The sequence below is a fragment of the Sphingomonas sp. SP2 genome, from assembly GCF_058313385.1.
Map to the genome: position 1 here is coordinate 1389237 of NZ_JBZFLD010000001.1, position 17922 is coordinate 1407158.

A 17922-nucleotide genomic window follows, 5' to 3' on the forward strand; every position below is an offset into this window, starting at 1 on the left:
GCGGCCATGACCGCCCATCCGATGCCCGCCAACGTCCCGGACACGACGCTTCGCAGCTTGTTCGAGGAGGATGGGAACCGCGCCGCCAGTTTCTCGCACCACCTCGGCGGAATCTACTTCGACTTCTCCAAGACCCACCTGACCGCCGCGATGCTCGAGCAGATCGACGCCGCTGGCTACGAGGATGCGCTGCGGCGCCTCTTCGCCGGCGAGGTGGTCAATCCGACCGAGGGCAGGGCGGCAGAGCATCCAGCAGAGCGCGGGACGGGATCACCCGACGCGGTCGCGCTCGCCCGCCAGCGGCACCTGAGGATGCGGGCACTCGTCGATGCGATCGAGGCCGGCGCCTTCGGCGACATCACCGGAATCCTTCACATCGGGATCGGCGGCTCCGCGCTCGGCCCGGCGTTGCTGGTCGATGCGCTCGGACGCAACGAGCGCCGCTACAAGGTCGAGATCCTGTCCAACATCGACGGGCAGGCGGTCGATGCGGCCCTTGCCCGGCTCGACCCCGCCACGACCCTCGTCGCCATCGCTTCGAAGACCTTCACTACCGCCGAGACCCTCCGGAACGCCGAGGCCGCGCTCGCCTGGCTGTCCGAAGCCGGTGTCGACGACCCCTACGGTCGCCTTGTCGCCATCACGGCGGCGCCGGAGCGGGCGGTCGAGTTCGGGATAGACGAGACCCGAATCCTGCCCTTCGCCCCGAGTGTGGGCGGGCGCTATTCGCTCTGGTCCTCGATCGGTTTTCCGGCCGCGGTGGCGCTCGGCATGGATGCGTTCGAAGCGCTGCTCGAAGGCGCAGCGACGATCGACGAACATGTCCGCGATGTGTCGCCCGCACAGAATGTCGCGCTCGTCGCCGCGACTGCGGACCTTCTCTACAGTCGCAGCTATCGGGCCGAGACCCGCGCCGTCTTCGCCTATGACGACCGCCTCCGCCTTCTCCCGTCCTACCTCCAGCAGCTGGTCATGGAATCAAACGGCAAGTCGGCCACGCTCGACGGAACAGCAGTAGAGGGCCCGACGTCGGCGATCCTGTGGGGCGGGACCGGGACCGACGCGCAGCATGCCGTCTTCCAGCTGCTCCACCAGGGCACGCACCTCGTCCCGGTGGAATTCGTCGCCGTCGCCGAGGCCACCGACGAGCAGGATCTCGCGCATCACCGCGAACTCCTCCTCAACATGGTGGCACAGGGCGCCGCCCTCATGGCCGGTCGGCCTTCCGACGACCGCCATCGCAATTATCCGGGCAATCGGCCCTCGACCACGATCCTCCTCGACCGGCTCGACGCGGCGACCCTCGGGGCGCTGATCGCCTTCTACGAGCATCGGACTTTCGCCGAGGCCGTTCTGCTCGGAATCAATCCGTTCGACCAGTTTGGTGTCGAGCTTGGCAAGGAAATGGCGCGTGCGATCGACGAGCCGGAGGCGCGTGCGGCCTTCGATCCCTCGACGCGTGCACTGATCGAAAGGGCCGGCCTGTGAGCGACTTCGACTACGATCTGTTCGTCATCGGCGCCGGCTCTGGCGGCGTCCGTGCCGCCCGTATCTCGGCCGGCTACGGCGCCCGGGTCGCCGTGGCCGAGGATCATCGCGTCGGCGGCACCTGCGTCATCCGCGGCTGCGTTCCGAAGAAGCTCCTGGTCTACGGCTCGCACTTTGCCGAGGACCTCGACGATGCCGCCATGTTCGGCTGGGACGTTCCCTCGAAGCGCTTCGACTGGCCCGTGCTGCGCGACAATGTCCTCGCCGAGGTCACGCGCCTCGAAGGCGCCTATGGCGAGACCCTCGCCAGCCACAAGGTAACTGTCTTCAAGGCCCGGGCCGTGCTGACCGGGCCCAATTCGATCGAGCTCTCGGACGGTCGGACCATTACCGCCGACAAGATCCTTCTCGCGCCCGGGGCCCGGCCCGTTCTCCCGGAAATCCCCGGGGTCGAGCATGCCATCACCTCGAACGAGGTCTTCCATCTCGAACGCCTGCCGAAGCGGATCGTGATTGTCGGCGGCGGCTACATCGCCAACGAATTCGCCGGGATCTTTCATCAGTTCGGGTCCCACGTGACCATCGTCAATCGCTCGGACACGATTCTGCGCGGCTATGACGAACAGATCGTCGACCGCCTCGTGAAGATCAGCCTCGGCAAGGGGATCGACTTCCGCTTCAACGCGAAATTCTCCTCGATCGAGCGGCAGGAGGATGGCAGCCTGCTGTGCCGGATGGCCGGGTGCGACGACCTCGTCGCCGACGAGGTCCTGTTTGCCATCGGGCGCCAGCCCAACACCGACAATCTCGGCCTCGACGAGATCGGGGTGAAGCGCAATGATCGCGGCGCAATCGTGGTCGACGACGAATATCGTTCGTCCGTCTCCAACATCTTTGCCGTCGGCGACGTCACCGACCGGATCCAGCTCACTCCCGTCGCCATCCGCGAAGGCCATGCCTTTGCCGACACCCAATTCGGGAAGAAGCCCTGCACCGTCGACTATGAGAATATCCCGAGCGCCGTCTTCTCGCATCCGCCGATCGGCGCGGTCGGCCTCACCGAGGGCGAGGCTCGCAACAAGCTGGGCGTCATCCGCACCTACACCTCGGACTTCCGCCCGATGAAGAACGTCCTGGCCGGACGGAACGAGCGCTCGCTCTACAAGCTCGTCGTCGACGAGGGCTCGGACAAGGTCGTTGGCCTCCACATGATTGGCCCGGACTCCCCCGAGATTCTCCAAGCGGCGGCGATCGCGGTGAAGGCCGGGCTGACCAAGGCCGACTTCGACGCCACCGTCGCGCTTCATCCCAGCATGTCCGAAGAGCTCGTCCTCATGCGGTAAGGCGAAGGGTGCCGGTTCGTTGACGGCGGCATCTCGACTTTGCCGCGGGCGACCGGCTACCTGACGGGCGTGACCTACGACGCCATCATCATCGGGGCAGGCCACAATGGCCTCGTCTGCAGCTTCTACCTCGCCAAGCGCGGCCTCAAGGTCGCGATCCTCGAATCGCAGCCGACCGTCGGCGGCGCCGCCGTCACCGACGAATTCCTGCCGGGATTCCGGAACAGCGCGGCGAGCTACACCGTCAGCCTGCTCCAGCCCAAGGTCATCCGCGACCTCGAACTCGAGCGGCACGGGCTCAAGGTCGTGCTCCGCAAGATCGACAATTTCCTGCCGGGGGAGGGGGACTATCTCCTTGGCGGGCGCAATGGCCTGACCCGCGCCGAGATCGTTCGCCATCATGCCGGCGACGGTGCCGCCTACAACCGTTACATGGCTGAGCTGGAAACGGTTGTCCCGCTCATCCAGAAGTGGATCCTGAAGTCCCCGCCCGAGGCCGGCGCCGGGCTCGCCGGCCTGCCGACCATGCTCCGCCTCGGCCGCGACCTGGTCGGCCTTTCGACGGACGAAGTCCGAGTCGTCCACGACTATGCGACCAAGTCGGCCGGCGACATCCTCGACCGCCATTTCGAAGGCGATCTCGCCAAGGCCCTGTTCGGATTCGATGGCGTGGTCGGCAACTTCGCTTCGCCTTACACGCCAGGCACCGCCTACGTCCTGCTTCACCACCTTTTCGGTGAGGCCGCGGGCGTGCCCGGCGCGTGGGGCCATGCGATCGGCGGGATGGGCGCCATCACCCAGGCGATGGCCCGCGCCGCGCGCGAGGCCGGCGTCGACATCGTCCTCAACGCTCCGGCCGAGGAGATCATCGTCGAACGCGGCAAGGCGGTCGGCGTGGTCGCGGCGGGCAAGGCCTGGCGGGCGACTCAGGTCGTCGCCGGCGTCAATCCGCGCCTACTCTTCGGCAAATTGCTCCCCAAGGGGGCCGTCAACGACAGCGTCGACCGCCACATGACCAATTGGTCATGCGAGAGCGCGACCTTCCGGATGAATGTCGCACTGTCCGAACTGCCGACCTTCACGGTCAAGCCGGACAAGGGCGACCACCTCACCGCCGGAATCATCATGGCGCCGAGCCTCGACTATATGGATCGCGCCTTCACCGACGCGAAGCGCGACGGCTGGTCGCGCAAACCCATCATCGAGATGCTAATTCCGACGACGCTCGACCCCAGCCTCGCGCCCAAGGGCAAGCATGTCGCATCGCTCTTCTGCCAGCATTTCCGCTACGCGCTTCCGGGCGGGAAGAGCTGGGACAAGGTCCGCGACAAGGTCGCCGACCATGTCATCGCCACCGTCGACGCGCACGCGCCCGGCTTTGCCGCCAGCGTGATCGGCCGCCAGATCCATTCGCCGCTCGATCTAGAGCGGCGCTTCGGGCTGATCGGTGGCGACATCTTCCACGGCAAGATGGGGCTCGATCAGCTATTCAGCGCGCGCCCGATGATCGGCGCCGCCGACTATCGGATGCCGCTTCCCGGCCTCTACCTCTGCGGCTCGGGCGCGCATCCCGGGGGCGGTGTCACCGGCGCGCCGGGGCATAATGCCGCGCAGGCCGTGCTCGCCGATCGACGCCCGTGGAAGCGGAGGGCATGAGCAAGCCGCTCGCGGGCATCCGGGTCCTCGATCTCTCCCGTGTCCTTGCCGGCCCATGGTGCACTCAGCTCCTCGCCGATCTCGGTGCGGACGTCGTCAAGATCGAGCGGCCGGGAAGCGGCGACGACACGCGCCACTGGGGGCCGCCCTGGCATGAGGATGAAGACGACCGCGTCGCCGCCTATTTCCTCGCCTGCAATCGCGGCAAACGAAGCGCGGCGATCGACCTCGCGTCCGAGAGCGGCGCCGATCAGGTCCGCCGGCTGGCCGACAAGAGCGACGTGGTCGTCGAGAATTTCAAGGTGGGTGCGCTGGCAAAATATGGCCTCGACGCGATGAGCCTGCGAGCCCGCAACCCGCGTCTCGTCTATGCCAGCATCACCGGCTTCGGTCAGGACGGACCGCGCGCCACCCAGGCGGGCTACGACTTCATGATCCAGGGCCAGGCCGGGCTGATGAGCATTACCGGGCTCCCCGACGATGAGCCCGGCGGCGGGCCGCTCCGCACGGGCGTTGCCGTCGTCGACCTCTTCACCGGCATGTATACTGCCAATGCCATCCTCGCCGCGCTCGTTCGCCGTGCGTCGACGGGGGAGGGGGCGGTCATCGACAGCGCCCTGTTCGATTGCGGCCTTGCCATGCTTGCCAATCAGGCGAGCAATTATCTGGTCAGTGGGCAAGACCCCGGGCGCCAAGGCAACAGCCACCCCAATCTCGTCCCCTATCAGCCCTTCGCCTGCGCCGATAAGCCGCTGATCATTGCCGTCGGCAACGACCGCCAGTTCGCCGCCCTTGCGGCGCTGCTGGGCGAGCCCTCCTGGGCCGGGGACGACCGCTACGCTACCAATGCCGCCCGGATCGCCAATCGCGAGGGGCTCGTCGCAGCGATCGAGACCATCACCCGGGCACGCCCAGCCGCCCACTGGTATGAGGCTTGCGAGCGCGCCGGCATTCCGGCCGGGCCGATCAACGCCATCTCGCAGGCTTTGGCCGATCCGCAGGCCATGCACCGCGAAATGCTCCGCGCGATGGACGGCTACCGTCTGCTCGGAAGCCCGCTTCGTCTCGACGGCAAGCGGATGGATAGCAGCCGCCCCCCGCCGCGGCTCGGGCAGCATACCGAGGAAGTCCTCACAGAACTCTGACCTCTTCTATCCGTTGGCCGCATGGGCCTTGCGGACATGACGGAGCATCGCGGCGACGGCATCGAAATCGATCCTGTCGGGCTTCGTGAAGCGCACGCATCCGCCGCCGAAGCTGGCGTGCGCCAAGCGATCGCGATGCTCGTCGAGCGCAGCTTTGCCCGGATAGACGGAGATATAGTTCTTCTGGTTGTTGAAGCTCACGACCGCGTCCTGGCCCTCAGGCCCATAGCCCGGCATTCCCCACTGCATCCGCTCACTCCAGTCACCCAGATGCTCGAGGCACAATGCGCGTATCTGCTGGAGCGCGGGAAGCCGCTCGGGCTGCACTTCGGAAAGAAACGCATCGACGGTCTCGGCCTTGGACTGCATGCCCGCTGCTCCCTATCTGCGGCACCGGCCTTTAGCAGATTCGCGGTCTCGTAGGATGCCAGGCGACCCATTTGCGGCGAAGCGAACTTGCCATCTCGTGTGAACTTCCCAAGTTGATGCCTGACGATGCGACGGATCGACCAGCAGCTTAAGGCGCGGAGCCAGAGCGTGGCAGTGCTCATCGCACTGCTTTACGGCCTGCTTGCGGGCGCGGCATTCTCGCCGCTCCCGGCCGACGCGCGGGTCGCGGCCTCGATCCAGACGCTCGCACGCCAGCAGGGCGCCGCGATTACCACTGCCTCGGGCAAGGCGGTCGCCGCCAAGCCCAAGCGCGGCTCGCCCGAGCCGATCGACCTCCCGGTCGCGCTCGCAGCCGCATCCGAGATTTCTTCCTATCCGGCAGCGCGGCCAGCCGCATCGCTGCCCGTCATCGTTCGGCAGGACCGTCCGAACGCCTATCGCGCCCGCGCTCCACCGGCCGCCTGATCACCCCATCACCTTTGATCAGACTTACTGCCGCAGCGCCCCTGCGCGCGGCAGCGATGGAGTTTTGCCATGTCGACCCAAGCTATCAGGCTTACTGCGCTTCACTATGACGTGGAGCGTGCCCTCTCGGGCGAAATGCTGAAGCGCCGCCCGGACGCGCTGCGCGTCTTCCGGCTCCGCCGTCTCAAGACCCGCCTCAAGGACCGGTTCGCCAGTCTCTTCCGGCGCGGCTGATCAAGGCCATTTCCTGAAAATCGAAGGGTGCGGACGGGGCGATGCCTTCGTCCGCACCCTCTGTTGCGAGTATCTTCATGACCAACGAAACGGGGCGCGCTCGCGTCGCCGAAAATCCCGCCGCGCTCGATCGCCTCGAAAGCCTCCTCGTCCGCTATCCGGCAGTCAGTTCGGGCGAACAGGCGGAGATCGGCGAGCTACTCCGCGCCACGGGCCCGCTCGACATGGGCCTCCTCTCCGCCAATGCGCAGGCCTGGGAGCGGGCCGAACATTATCGCCGCGACCATCCCCGGCTGTTTCGGATGGGCGTCAGGGAGCGCCTGTTCTGGATCGTCGCCGGCGTGGGGACCATCCTCACCCTCATCCTCATCTGGGATATCGGGATCGCATGATCGGTAGGCGGGAAGGGTACGGTCCTTCCCGCCTCGTCATCTATTCGGTCTGGCCGTACTTGCTTTCGATGAAGCGGCCCTGCGTCTGGAAGGCGTCCATGTCGCGCTTCGCCAGCCGCTCGCTGACCTCGCTAAGGGCCGTGCGGCTCGCCTGAAGCCCTTCGACCAGCCGCTGGTCGACGGTCTTGCCCTCGGCGTCGGCTTCCTCGCGATAGGCTGCCGGAACGTTGGCGTAGCGGTCGATGAGATTGGGCAGGTGCTTGCTCATCAGCCGGCGCGCGTCCTGGGCATCGGGATCGTTGATGTCCGCGCGTTCGAGCGTCTGCTTCAGCGTTCCCAGCTGCGCGCTGATCGAATCCACTACCGTCTGGGCCGGCGCGGGGAGGGCGCGGCGGTTCTGGTAGAGATAGCTCCCGAACTTCTGCACCATCTCGCCATTGGGCAGGTCCGGCTGGACCGTGGCCACGGCTTCCTCGCGGACACCCCAGAAGAACAGCATTCCGGCGATCGCCACGGCCAGCAGCACGGCGGCAAGGAAGCCGAACATGCCGATCGGCGTCACCAGCCCGATGATGATCACCGCAAGGCTGCTGATGAGCAGGGCGAATACCGCATTGCGGGTCGCCTTGGCGTAGCGACGAATGTGCCGCTGCCGCTCGACCCGCGCCTGGACCGCGACAGGCCCCTGCTTCTCGTCGATCACCGTCATGACCCGGTCGAACCGGGCCAGCGCCTTGGAGACCTTCTCGTCGGTCTCGGTCACTGGGCGTCGAGCGGCGTGAAGGCCGGCGCGGAATCGAGCTTCGCCTGATTGGCGCCTTCGGCCCGAGCGATGTAGCCGCGGCTCTTCTCGACCTCGTTACCGAGCGTGTTCACCGTCTGCTTCATGTTCTCGAGCGCCTTCAGCTTGAAGCTGTCGATCGAGTCCATCGTGTCATAGATGTTCTGGAAGGCGCGCTGCAGCGTCTCCAGGGGAATGGTCGAGCTCGCGGCCTGCTCGTGGATCGCCGCCGACTGGGTCTTCAGCATCGATCCGGTGGAATCGATCATGTTGGCGGTCGTCGTGTTGAGCGCGCCAATCTGCTCGAGCACCAGCTTCTGGTTGGTCAGCGCCTGCGCGACCGTCACCGCCGTGCGCAGCGCCGAAACGGTGGTGGTCGAGGCGCGGTCGACGCCCTTCACCAGCTCGACATTGTTCTTCTTCACGATGTCGAGCGCGAGATAGCCCTGCACGGTCACTGCCATCTGGGTGAGGAGGTCGGTGGTCCGCTGGCGCGTGTAGAAGAGCGCGGTCTCGCGGATCGCCTTGGCCTTCGCCGGCTCGGTCGCGTCGAGCTCGTTCGCCTTTTCTTCGAGCTTGGCGTCGAGCGCCTTGGAGATGTGAATCATCTGCTCGAGTTTGTGCATCGTCTTCCACAAGTTCGCGCGCTCGGTGTCGATCGCCGCATTGTCCATCAACAGCTCGTCCTTGCCGCTCTGCAGGCGAGCGAGGATCTGGCTGATGTGCGTCTGCGCGCTCTGATACTGGCGGAAATAGCCCTTGATCGAGTTGCCGAAGGGGATGATCCCGAACAGCTTGCGGCCGGGCGACAGCGCTCCGTTGCGCTTGGGATCGAGCTCCTCGACGGTCGTGCGGAGCTGGGTCAGGTCGGCGCCGATGCCGGTATCGCTGTCGATCGCCTTCACCGGCCGGTCGAGGAAGCGGTTCGACGCGCCCGCCGCTTCCGCGATTTCCTTGCGGCCCATCGCGGTCAGCTGGTCGACCTTCTTGCCGAACTCGGGGCTGTTGCTGTCGAGTGCGACCAGTTCATCGACAAAAGAGTCGACCTTCGTCTCGAGCTGCGTCCGCTCGGTGTCGCGCAGGGGAACGAGGCCGGCCGCCTCCTGCGGCATCACGGGCTGCAGGACCTCGGGCGGATCGAGCTTGAGCTTGGTCGCGGTGGCCGTCGCGGTCTCGGGTGCAGTAGTCGACATCATTCTCCCCTTCTTGGGCCGAACATGGCGGGGGTGCCTGCCCGGTGCAAGAAGCTAAGTGTCTTATAAGAATAAGACAGTGCGTCTTCAAGCGGGACTCGGGTCAACACTCCGTTAACCCTGCTTCCAAGCAATTCGCTCACCTTGTTGCCGCTAGACGGGTCTCGGATTTCAACTTTCACGAGGCGTTCAATGCTGCGACTGCTGAAGAAGCTCCGGCGCAATGAACGGGGTAACGTCCTGATTCTGACGGCTGCGGCCATGCCGCTGCTGGTCGGCTCGGCCGGGCTTGCCGTCGATACCATCCAGTGGACATTGTGGAAGCGCCAGCTCCAGCGCGCCGCCGATTCCGCCGCCATCGCGGGCGTCTATCAGCGCGTCCAGGGCGCGGACCTGACGGGCGTCCAGTCTGCCGTCACCCGTGACCTCGGCTTCAACCAGAATACCGGCATCGCTCTCTACACCGGCTATCCGCAGGTGAACATCGACGCCGACACCAGCACCGAAACGACCCAGGAAGTCCAGGTGTCGCTTGGCGTCCAGAAGTCGCTGACCTTCAGCTCGATCTTCATGGCGTCGGCACCGATCATCGTCGCCACCGCGCGCGCGGCCAGCGTTCCCGGCACCGACGAATATTGCCTTGTCAGCCTCGAGAATAATGCCGCCAACACCGGCATCACCTTCACCGGCAACAGCGGCGTCGAGATGGATTGCAGCGCCATCTCCAACTCGCCGTCGAGCAACTCGGCGGTCGCCCGCGGCAGCAGCATCTTCAAGGCGCCCTCGGTCGCGGCAGTCGGCGGCATTCAGCGCTCGGCGAACTTCCAGGTCGATCGCTACGAGCCTTATGTTCCGGCGCTGAAGGACCCCTACGCGAACGTCAGCCCGAAGCAGAGCGACCTCGACAACCTTTGCCCCAACGGCAACGGCAACAACAGCGTTCTCGACGAAGATACCAATATCCCGAGCAACCAGACGGTCTTCTGCTACAATTCGATGCGAGTGGGAGCCAACAGGACGCTCTCGCTTCGGCCGGGCACCTACTACATCAACGGCGGCGATGCCTTCATCCAAGGCGATCTCAGCTGCACCGGTTGCACGATCGTGCTCACCAACAAGAGCACGTCGACGACGGCGAGCATCGGCCAGTTCAAGGTCAACGCGACGTCGAAGATCAACATCTCGCCGCCGAGCAGTGGCTGCACGCTCGGGACCGCAGGCTGCTTCAAAGGGATCAGCATCTTTCAGGATCGCCGCGCCCTCGACAGCAATCAGACCAACAAGATCAACGGCAACAGCGCGTCGCGCATCCTCGGCTCGGTCTATTTTCCCAAGCAGGAGATCGACTACAACGGTACCGGGACCAGCGACTTCATCTGCACGCGCCTGGTGGGGCGGAGGGTCACCTTCAGCGGCAACAGCGGCATCACCAACAAATTCAAGGCCGACTGCGCCGGGGACGGTATGGATGCCATCGTCGGTGGTCGCCGGGTCAGGCTGATCGCATGATCTCGCTCCTGCGCAGCCTTCGCCGCGATGAGCGCGGCGCGGCGGTGATCGAGCTCGCGCTGGCGGCCCCGATCCTTGCCACCATGGTCATCGGGATCGTCGACATCTCGAACGCCTATTCGCGCAAGCTTGCTCTCGAGCAGGCGGCGCAGCGGGCGATCGAGAAGATCATGCAGACGACCGACGACGATACGGTCGACACCACGGTGACCAAGGACATCGAGGAAGCCGCCGGCGTTCCGACCGCGAACATTACGATGACCACCAAGCTCTTCTGCACCAACCGCAGCAGCGGCGCGGTGACCCAGAAGGCTGCATTCACCGACGATTGCGACGGCTCGACCGAGTGGGAATCGCGCTACATCGAGATCACGGTCGTCGACGAGTTCCAGCCGATGTTCCCGATCAAGTTCGGGGCCAATGCCAACGGCAAATACCCGATCCGGGTCAAGGTGGGGATGCGAACCCAATGACGCAGCTTCATCACTTTCGGCGCCTGCTGCGCGACGAGCGCGGCGCGACGGTCGTCGAGTTCGCCTTCGCCTTCCCGGCGCTGATCGTCCTCATCTATGCCATCGCCCAGCTCGGCATGGTCTATCGCGCGATGAGCGGCATCCAGCACGCGCTCGGCGAAGGCGCCCGCGTGGCGTCGATCTGGCGGGATCCGGCGGTGACCAATTCGGACATTCGCGCCGAGATGCAGAATACCGTCTACGGTATCGGCCCCGGCACCTTCACCATTCCCGAGCCCAAGCTCGGCATGACCAGCACCGGGATCAAGTTCGTCCTGCTGAAGGTGACCTATACCCAGCCGACGAGCCTTCTGCTGTTCCCGGGACCGACGGTCGCCGTGACCCGCGAGAAGCGCGTCTACCTCGCCGAACAGGGTGGCGCGGCACCGTGCAGCGTGAGCGGCACCGCCACCTCCTGCGTCGCCAGCTAGCCCCTGGCGGCGCGGGCCGCGAAGAAGGCCATGATCTGCTGCTTCACTTCGTCGGAGGTAAGCCGCTCCGAGAAATGGCCGTTCTCGAGGTCCATCCGTTCAAGCACCGCGGCATGATCACGCCCGCGCAGCAGCCGCTGCGTCAGCCGTAGCGCCTGCGGCGGACGGGCGAGGAGGCTGTCGACCACCCCGGCCAGCCGCTCGGCCAGCCCACCGGCTTGGGCGCGATGGGTCACCAACCCGAAGCGCTCGGCCTCGTCGACGCCGAAGGCTTCGCCAATCAGCAGATATTTCGCGGCAAGCTGCCGGCCGGCGAGGCTCGGCAGGATGAGCGAGCTTGCGGCTTCGGGAACGAGGCCGAGCTCGGTGAACGGCATCTTGAACTTCGTCCCTTCCTCCGCGACCACCAGGTCGCAGTGGAACAGCATGGTCGTGCCAATGCCCACCGCATTGCCGTGAACGGCAGCGACCAGCGGAATATCGTTTGTCGCCAGCGCCTTCAGCAGCCGCCATACCGGAATGTCGCTCTGCCCGTCCTGCGGCAGCTCGTTCATGAAGTCGGCAAGGTCGTTGCCGCCGGTGAAGTCGACGCCTTCGCCTTCGAGCGTGATGACCCTGATTTCGGGATCGCCCTGAGCGCCAGCGATCGCATCTGCCAGCGCGGCATACATTGCCACCGTGATCGCGTTGCGGCGCTCGGGGCGGTTCATCACCAGCCGCAGTTGCGGCCCGCGACGTTCGACTAGGACATGCTCGGTCATGGACGCTTGTCTGCCTTGTCGCTAAGCGCGGCGCAACCGCAGCCCAAGGACCATCGACCCATGAAGTTCTTCGCCGACACCGCCGATCTCGCCGACATCCGCGAGCTCATGGATACGGGCCTCCTCGACGGGGTGACCACCAATCCCTCGCTGGTCCGCAAGTCGGGCGGCGACTTCATCGAGACCGTCACCGAGATCGCCCGGATCTGCCCCGGTCCCGTCTCGGCCGAGGTGGTCGCGCTCGACCATGCCGAGATGATGCGCGAGGCCGAGGTCCTCCGGAAGATCGCCGACAATATCACCATCAAGGTGCCGCTGACACTCGATGGCCTGAAGACCTGCAAGGCGCTCACCACCGACGGGACGATGGTCAATGTGACCCTCTGCTTCTCGGCCAACCAGGCGCTGCTCGCCGCCAAGGCTGGCGCGACCTTCGTTTCGCCCTTCGTCGGCCGCCACGACGATGTCGGCTACCCGGGCATGGAGCTGATCGCCGACATCCGGATGATCTACGACAATTACGACTTCGGCACCGAAATCCTCGTCGCCTCGGTCCGCAACCCCATCCATGTCCACGAAAGCGCCAAGCTTGGCGCCGACGTGATGACCGCGCCGCCGTCGGTCATCAAGCAGCTGTTCAATCATCCGCTGACCGACAAGGGCATCGCCGCCTTCCTCAAGGACTGGGAGGCGACGGGCCAGAAGATCGGCTGATTGCGCCGAGGCACTGGACGTTAACTCTTCCCGTTCTAGAATCACTGGCATGGGACAGATCCTCTCCTTCGAGGACCATGCACTGGCACGCCTCCGGGCGCGGGCCGAAGCCGCCGAGGAGGCCCGTGAGGATCTGCTCGCCTTCGCCCGCGGCCAGTCGGGCGCGGTCGCGGCCATCCATCAGGCGGTGCTGGCGGCGCTCGAAGCGACCGACTTCGAGCATCTCCTCCATGTCGTCGTCCAGGAATGGCCGCTGATCCTCGGGCTTGACGCCGTCGCGCTCGGCCTGATCATCGGCGAACGCGGCTTCCGGGTCGACAGCTCGGGCGTCCAGCATTGCGAGGCGGCGCTCTTGCGCCAGTGGATCGGGCGCGCCGAACCGGTCGAACTCCGCACCGTCGAGCGCGGCCACGCCCTGTTCGGCCCGGCTTCCGACCTCATCGGCGCCGAGGCGCTCATCCGCCTCCCCGACGCCATTCCCGAGGCGCTGCTGCTGCTCGGCCAGCGCGGAAGCCAGTCGCTCGACGGCCGCCACGGCTCGGAACTGCTACTGTTCCTCGGTGCCTCGCTCGCCGCTATACTCCGCCGGTGGACGCTCAACCCCTGACCGACGCGCCAGCGCTCGCCGCCCGCTTCGACCAGTCGCTTCGCCTCGAGCGCCGCTGCAGCCCGCATACCGCACGCGCCTATGTCGCGACCGCGCACCGCTTCATTGCCTTCTTGACCCGCCACTGCGGCGAGCCGCCGACGCCGCGTACGCTCACGGCCATCCCTGCGGTCGACCTGCGCGCCTATCTGGCGCAGCGGCGAGGGGAGGGGCTCGGACCGTCCGCCGCCGCGCGGGAAATGTCGGCGGTTCGCGCCTTTCTCCGCTTCGCCGGCGACCAGCAGGGTGAGGCGGTGCAGATGCCGCGGGTCCAGGCTCCGAAGCGCCCCCGCACCTTGCCGCGCCCGGCTTCGCCGACCGACGCCGTGGCGCTTGCCGAGGAGACCGGCGCGCAGGCGCACCAGCCGTGGATCGCCGCCCGCGACACCGCGCTGCTCCTGCTCCTCTACGGATCGGGCCTGCGCATCTCCGAAGCGCTCTCCTTGCCGGCGTCCATTCATCCGCTCGACGCAAGCATCCGGGTGACCGGCAAGCGCGCCAAGATGCGGGTCGTGCCCGTGCTCCCGCTCGTCGCGGCCGCGATCGCCGATTATGTCCGCCTCTGCCCCTATCCGCTCGAGGGCGATCAGCCGCTGTTCCGCGGGGCAAGGGGCGGTCCGCTCAGTGCCGACGTCGTCCGCCGCGCCGCCGCGTCGGCGCGCAAGGCCCTGGGCCTCGATGATCGCCTGACGCCCCATGCGCTACGCCACAGCTTTGCGACCCACCTGCTTGCAGGCGGTGCCGACCTTCGTTCGCTACAGGAACTGCTCGGCCATGCGAGCCTTTCGTCGACGCAGGTCTACACCGCCGTCGATGCCGCGCATCTGCTCGACGTCTACCGCCACGCCCATCCGCGGGCGTGAAAGCTGGTTTCAGGGGGGAGGTTTGTCGAGGCGGGCGGGCTGTGGGGATTACCCGATCGCCTCGACCTGACCCATGTCGCCCGGCCCGGTAAACGAGACGCTAAAGATCTGAAACGGTGGAAAAGTCCTCGCGGCTTTCCCTCGTCTTTCAATCCGTCCCGGATCGATTTGCCGGGCGATAACGGATGACCCGCCAGAGATAGCCGAGAATCATCGTCGCCAGGATCGCGTTGCTGACGGGGCCGATCCAGTCGTCGACCTCGTTGAACCGCTCGCGCAGCGAGTAGCCCGCATAGGCGAGGGCGGCGGTCCAGCCGGCGGTTCCGATGGTCGAGGCGATGAAGAAGGTCTTGAACCGCATCTTCAGCAGACCCGCCGGGACCGAGACGAGGCTCCGCACCGTCGGCAGCATCCGCCCGAGGAAGACGAAGAAGGTCCCGTTCTGCCGGAACCAGCGTTCGGCGCGCTGCACCTCAGCCCAGTCCATCGTCAGCCAACGGCCGTAGCGGTCTATGAAGGGCTTCAGGCGGATGATGCCGAGCGCGCGGGCGGCGAGATACCAGACGATGTTGCCGAGCATCGCCCCCGACGTTCCCGCGGCAATCGCGAGGGGCAGGGACATCTGCCCCTTGGCCGCCGTCACGCCCGCGACCGACATGATCACCTCCGACGGGATCGGCGGAAAAACCGTCTCGAGGAACATGAGGAAACCGACGCCGAGGTAGCCCGACTGTTCGATCATCCGGACAACCCAGTCACCCACGCGCGTTCTGTCCTTCAAGCTTGGCTTCGATCGCGTCCCAGATCGGGCCCGCGCTGTTGATCCCCTCGAACTTATCGAGCGCGACGAGGCCGGTCGGCGAGGTCACGTTGATCTCGGTCAGCATGCCGCCGATGACGTCGATGCCGACGAACAGCAGTCCGCGCCGGCGTAGTTCCGGCCCGAGCGCGGCGCAGATCTCGCGCTCGCGCGCCGTCAGGGCTGTCTGGTGGGCAGAGCCGCCGGCTGCGAGGTTCGAACGGATCTCGCCCTTGCCCGGGACCCGGTTGATTGCTCCGATCGGCTCACCGTCCACCAGGATAATCCGCTTGTCACCGTCGCTGACCGCCGGGAGGAAGGCCTGCGCAATGAACGGCTCGCGCCAGGTTTCGGAAAAGAGTTCGGCGAGCGCCCGAAGGTTCGTCCCGTCCCGGCTGATCCGGAACACCGCCGCTCCGGCATTGCCGTGAAGCGGCTTGAGGACGATCTCGCCATGCTTGGTGTGGAACGCCTGAAGGGCGTCCATGTCGCGCGTGATCAGCGTCGGCGGCATGAATTGTGCGAAATCGAGCACGAACATCTTCTCGGGCGCGCTGCGGACGTTGGCGGGGTCGTTGACGACCAATGTCCTGCCCTCGAGCCGCTCGAGCAGATGCGCGGCGGTGATGTAGGCGATGTCGAACGGCGGATCCTGCCGCATCAGGACGACATCCACCTCGGTCTCAAGATCGAGGTCACGCGGCGCTGAAGCGCTGAAATGATCGCCCTCGACCCGCTGCACGGTGATCTCGCGAGCCTTGGCCCGGAGCGTGCCGTCCTCGTAGCTCAGCTGATCGGCCGCATAGTGAAACAGCCGGTGCCCGCGCGCCTGCGCCTCGACCATCAGGGCGAAAGTCGAATCGCCGGCAATGTTGATCTCTTCGAGCGGGTCCATCTGGACCGCGACAGTGAGGGTCATGAAGGCTCCCGGTGAACGCAGGCCGCCGCCTTAGTGCGGTGCCCGGCTGCTGTCATCCGTGCCAGACATCGACGAGGTGCCGCGGCTTGCGCCACGGCACGATGAAGATGGCGTCGATCCGGACGGTGTCGGCATCCCCGAGAAAACGCGGCAGGAGCAGATTGGCCGCGTCGGCCACCCGGCGAAGACGATGCCGGTCGAGCGACCAGTCCGCCGCCTCGTCGGTCGCGCGGGCCTTCACCTCGACGAACGCCAGTACCGAGCCGCGCCGCGCCACCAGATCGACCTCGCCGACCTTGGTCTTCACTCTTGTGCCGAGGATCGACCAGCCCTTGAGCCTGAGATAGGTTGCCGCCAGCGCTTCGGCGCGGCGGCCGCGTCGTTCCGCCTTGGCCCGGTCAGCGCGCGAGGGGCGTCTCCGGCTTGGGGCAGCGCAGGTAGAGCGTCCCGCGGCCGGCATCGTCGACCAGCCGCATCCGGTCGTTCGACAGTCGCAGGATCCGGCTCGTCACCGGATCGCCGACGCTCTCTTCCTCGTCACCGCCGCCTTCCTGAGTGAAGGTGATTTCCTTCTGCACCAGCCGTGGACCTTCGACACTCCACTGGCCGGTCGCCTGGCCGTGGAGGTAATGGCCGTCGGCCTGGAAGAAGAGGGCGGTCCATTCGGCGCAGCCCTCCATCTGCTCGCCCTTGGCCGAGTCCGCCACCCACAGACCCATCAGCCAGTCGGCCGACGGCGGGGCGGTGACGGTCGCGGCGGGACGGCGTGCACGGACGGGCGTCCGGCTCTTGGTGGCCGGCTGCGCTGCAAGGAGGAGGGCGGTAAGAAGCATCATCTGGCGAGCTCTAACGCGCGATCGTAAACGAGTTTCCGTTTGATCCCAAGCTTCTGCGCGACCTGAGCCGCCGCCCGGCTCGGCGACTCGCCTGCCGCGAGCGCCGCCCGCAGCGCTTCGTCGAGGTCGTCGGCGGTCGGCGGAGGCGCTTCGGCGGGAGGGCCGACGACGACGACGATCTCGCCCTTGGGTTCGCGTTCCGCGTAGGTGGCCGCCAGCTCCTCGAGCGTACCGGTGACGCATTCCTCGTGATATTTGGTGAGTTCGCGGGCGACCGCGGCATCGCGCGTTCCCAGGCCTGCTGCCAGCGCGGCGAGGGTCGCGCCGAGCCTCGGCCCGCTTTCGTAAAGGACGAGGCTCGCCCGCACCGCGGCGACTTCGGCGATCGTGTCGGCCCGGGCTTTCTCCTTGGGAGGGAGGAAGCCGAGGAACAGGAAGCGGTCTGTCGGCAGGCCGGCCAGCGTCAGCGCGGCGACGGCGGCGCAGGGTCCGGGAATGCCGAAGATATCACGTCCCGCGGCGCGTGCCTCGCGGACCAGCTTGTAGCCCGGATCGCTGATCAGCGGCGTTCCGGCGTCGCTCACCAGCGCGATCGCCTCACCCGCCAGCCGGTCGACGATGGCGCTCCGGTCGGCGGCATCCGAATGATCGTTGTAGGTCCGCATCGGCACCGAAATGCCGGCGTGCGACAGGAGCCGGGCGGTCACCCTCTTGTCTTCGGCAAGCACCAGCGACGCGCCCGCGAGGGTCGCGGCGGCACGGGGACTGAAGTCGCCAAGATTGCCGATCGGCGTCGCGACGATATAGAGGCCAGGAGGCAGGGGCGTGGACATGGGAAGCGGATC

At 66.4% G+C, this 17922-nt stretch carries 22 protein-coding genes; 13 read left to right on the plus strand and 9 right to left on the minus strand.

Going from position 1 to position 17922, the window contains the following annotated elements:
• Positions 1–6 precede the first annotated feature (6 nt).
• From pgi to AC4GYU_RS07155, 4 genes are all read left to right on the plus strand, one after another.
• Positions 7–1488: a glucose-6-phosphate isomerase gene (pgi, locus tag AC4GYU_RS07140; protein WP_491086199.1), complete on the plus strand. Its 1482-nt coding sequence runs from the start codon at positions 7–9 to the stop codon at positions 1486–1488.
• Positions 1485–2831: a glutathione-disulfide reductase gene (gene gorA, locus AC4GYU_RS07145; protein ID WP_491086200.1), complete on the plus strand. Its 1347-nt coding sequence runs from the start codon at positions 1485–1487 to the stop codon at positions 2829–2831. The genes pgi and gorA overlap by 4 nt, the downstream gene beginning before the upstream one ends.
• A 69-nt stretch (positions 2832–2900) precedes the next feature.
• The gene (locus tag AC4GYU_RS07150) at positions 2901–4487 is read left to right on the plus strand and encodes a phytoene desaturase family protein (RefSeq protein WP_491086201.1); all 1587 of its coding nucleotides are present in this window, start codon (positions 2901–2903) and stop codon (positions 4485–4487) included.
• A complete protein-coding gene (locus tag AC4GYU_RS07155) occupies positions 4484–5632 on the plus strand; it encodes a CaiB/BaiF CoA transferase family protein (RefSeq protein WP_491086202.1) in 1149 nt (382 codons plus the stop codon). The genes AC4GYU_RS07150 and AC4GYU_RS07155 overlap by 4 nt, the downstream gene beginning before the upstream one ends.
• A 6-nt stretch (positions 5633–5638) precedes the next feature.
• Here the strand turns inward: AC4GYU_RS07155 and AC4GYU_RS07160 are convergent, their stop codons facing one another.
• Positions 5639–6001: an iron chaperone gene (locus AC4GYU_RS07160; protein WP_491086203.1), complete on the minus strand. Its 363-nt coding sequence runs from the start codon at positions 5999–6001 to the stop codon at positions 5639–5641.
• 126 nt (positions 6002–6127) lie between these two features.
• Here AC4GYU_RS07160 and AC4GYU_RS07165 point away from each other — a divergent pair, with 126 nt between their 5' ends.
• From AC4GYU_RS07165 to AC4GYU_RS07175, 3 genes are all read left to right on the plus strand, one after another.
• Positions 6128–6487 (plus strand): hypothetical protein, encoded by a 360-nt coding sequence (locus AC4GYU_RS07165; protein WP_491086204.1) that lies wholly within the window; start codon positions 6128–6130, stop codon positions 6485–6487.
• Positions 6488–6556: 69 nt separating this feature from the next.
• Positions 6557–6721 (plus strand): hypothetical protein, encoded by a 165-nt coding sequence (locus AC4GYU_RS07170; protein WP_491086205.1) that lies wholly within the window; start codon positions 6557–6559, stop codon positions 6719–6721.
• A 77-nt stretch (positions 6722–6798) separates the two neighbouring features.
• The gene (locus AC4GYU_RS07175; protein WP_491086206.1) at positions 6799–7113 is read left to right on the plus strand and encodes a hypothetical protein; all 315 of its coding nucleotides are present in this window, start codon (positions 6799–6801) and stop codon (positions 7111–7113) included.
• A gap of 40 nt (positions 7114–7153) precedes the next feature.
• On the opposite strand, the gene AC4GYU_RS07180 is transcribed toward AC4GYU_RS07175, so the two are convergent.
• Together AC4GYU_RS07180 and AC4GYU_RS07185 are read right to left on the minus strand one after the other, a co-directional pair.
• Positions 7154–7876 carry a hypothetical protein gene (locus AC4GYU_RS07180; protein WP_491086207.1) on the minus strand — a complete coding sequence of 241 codons (723 nt, stop codon included), beginning with the start codon at positions 7874–7876 and terminating at the stop codon, positions 7154–7156.
• Positions 7873–9087 (minus strand): toxic anion resistance protein, encoded by a 1215-nt coding sequence (locus AC4GYU_RS07185; protein WP_491086208.1) that lies wholly within the window; start codon positions 9085–9087, stop codon positions 7873–7875. The genes AC4GYU_RS07180 and AC4GYU_RS07185 overlap by 4 nt, the downstream gene beginning before the upstream one ends.
• A 192-nt stretch (positions 9088–9279) precedes the next feature.
• Here AC4GYU_RS07185 and AC4GYU_RS07190 point away from each other — a divergent pair, with 192 nt between their 5' ends.
• Genes AC4GYU_RS07190 through AC4GYU_RS07200 form a run of 3 tightly spaced genes read left to right on the plus strand, consistent with a single transcriptional unit; the run spans position 9280 to position 11539 of the window.
• On the plus strand, positions 9280–10596 hold the full coding sequence (locus AC4GYU_RS07190) for a pilus assembly protein TadG-related protein (protein ID WP_491086209.1): 1317 nt from the start codon (positions 9280–9282) through the stop codon (positions 10594–10596).
• Positions 10593–11069, plus strand: coding sequence for a TadE/TadG family type IV pilus assembly protein (locus AC4GYU_RS07195; protein ID WP_491086210.1), 477 nt, complete (start codon positions 10593–10595; stop codon positions 11067–11069). Before AC4GYU_RS07190 ends, AC4GYU_RS07195 begins: the two co-directional genes overlap by 4 nt.
• On the plus strand, positions 11066–11539 hold the full coding sequence (locus AC4GYU_RS07200) for a TadE/TadG family type IV pilus assembly protein (RefSeq protein WP_491086211.1): 474 nt from the start codon (positions 11066–11068) through the stop codon (positions 11537–11539). The genes AC4GYU_RS07195 and AC4GYU_RS07200 overlap by 4 nt, the downstream gene beginning before the upstream one ends.
• On the opposite strand, the gene AC4GYU_RS07205 is transcribed toward AC4GYU_RS07200, so the two are convergent.
• Complete coding sequence (locus AC4GYU_RS07205; RefSeq protein ID WP_491086212.1) at positions 11536–12300, minus strand: enoyl-CoA hydratase-related protein; 765 nt, start codon at positions 12298–12300, stop codon at positions 11536–11538. The two genes, AC4GYU_RS07200 and AC4GYU_RS07205, sit on opposite strands and share 4 nt — an antisense overlap.
• Before the next feature lie 60 nt (positions 12301–12360).
• Here AC4GYU_RS07205 and fsa point away from each other — a divergent pair, with 60 nt between their 5' ends.
• The 3 genes from fsa to AC4GYU_RS07220 are packed head-to-tail and all read left to right on the plus strand — an operon-like array spanning position 12361 to position 14523.
• Positions 12361–13014: a fructose-6-phosphate aldolase gene (gene fsa / locus AC4GYU_RS07210; protein ID WP_491086213.1), complete on the plus strand. Its 654-nt coding sequence runs from the start codon at positions 12361–12363 to the stop codon at positions 13012–13014.
• A gap of 49 nt (positions 13015–13063) precedes the next feature.
• Positions 13064–13621, plus strand: coding sequence for a DUF484 family protein (locus AC4GYU_RS07215; protein ID WP_491086214.1), 558 nt, complete (start codon positions 13064–13066; stop codon positions 13619–13621).
• The gene (locus AC4GYU_RS07220; protein WP_491086215.1) at positions 13603–14523 is read left to right on the plus strand and encodes a tyrosine recombinase XerC; all 921 of its coding nucleotides are present in this window, start codon (positions 13603–13605) and stop codon (positions 14521–14523) included. Before AC4GYU_RS07215 ends, AC4GYU_RS07220 begins: the two co-directional genes overlap by 19 nt.
• A gap of 148 nt (positions 14524–14671) precedes the next feature.
• Here the strand turns inward: AC4GYU_RS07220 and AC4GYU_RS07225 are convergent, their stop codons facing one another.
• Genes AC4GYU_RS07225 through rsmI form a run of 5 tightly spaced genes read right to left on the minus strand, consistent with a single transcriptional unit; the run spans position 14672 to position 17910 of the window.
• Positions 14672–15286, minus strand: coding sequence for a DedA family protein (locus AC4GYU_RS07225; RefSeq protein ID WP_491086216.1), 615 nt, complete (start codon positions 15284–15286; stop codon positions 14672–14674).
• Entirely contained in the window at positions 15279–16241 is a 963-nt protein-coding gene (gshB, locus tag AC4GYU_RS07230; RefSeq protein WP_491086217.1) for a glutathione synthase, read from the minus strand. The genes AC4GYU_RS07225 and gshB overlap by 8 nt, the downstream gene beginning before the upstream one ends.
• Positions 16242–16293: 52 nt before the next feature.
• Positions 16294–16701 carry a YraN family protein gene (locus AC4GYU_RS07235; protein ID WP_491086218.1) on the minus strand — a complete coding sequence of 136 codons (408 nt, stop codon included), beginning with the start codon at positions 16699–16701 and terminating at the stop codon, positions 16294–16296.
• Positions 16640–17077, minus strand: coding sequence for a hypothetical protein (locus tag AC4GYU_RS07240; protein ID WP_491086219.1), 438 nt, complete (start codon positions 17075–17077; stop codon positions 16640–16642). Before AC4GYU_RS07240 ends, AC4GYU_RS07235 begins: the two co-directional genes overlap by 62 nt.
• On the minus strand, positions 17074–17910 hold the full coding sequence (gene rsmI / locus AC4GYU_RS07245) for a 16S rRNA (cytidine(1402)-2'-O)-methyltransferase (RefSeq protein WP_491086895.1): 837 nt from the start codon (positions 17908–17910) through the stop codon (positions 17074–17076). Before rsmI ends, AC4GYU_RS07240 begins: the two co-directional genes overlap by 4 nt.
• Between the last annotated feature and the right edge of the window lie 12 nt (positions 17911–17922).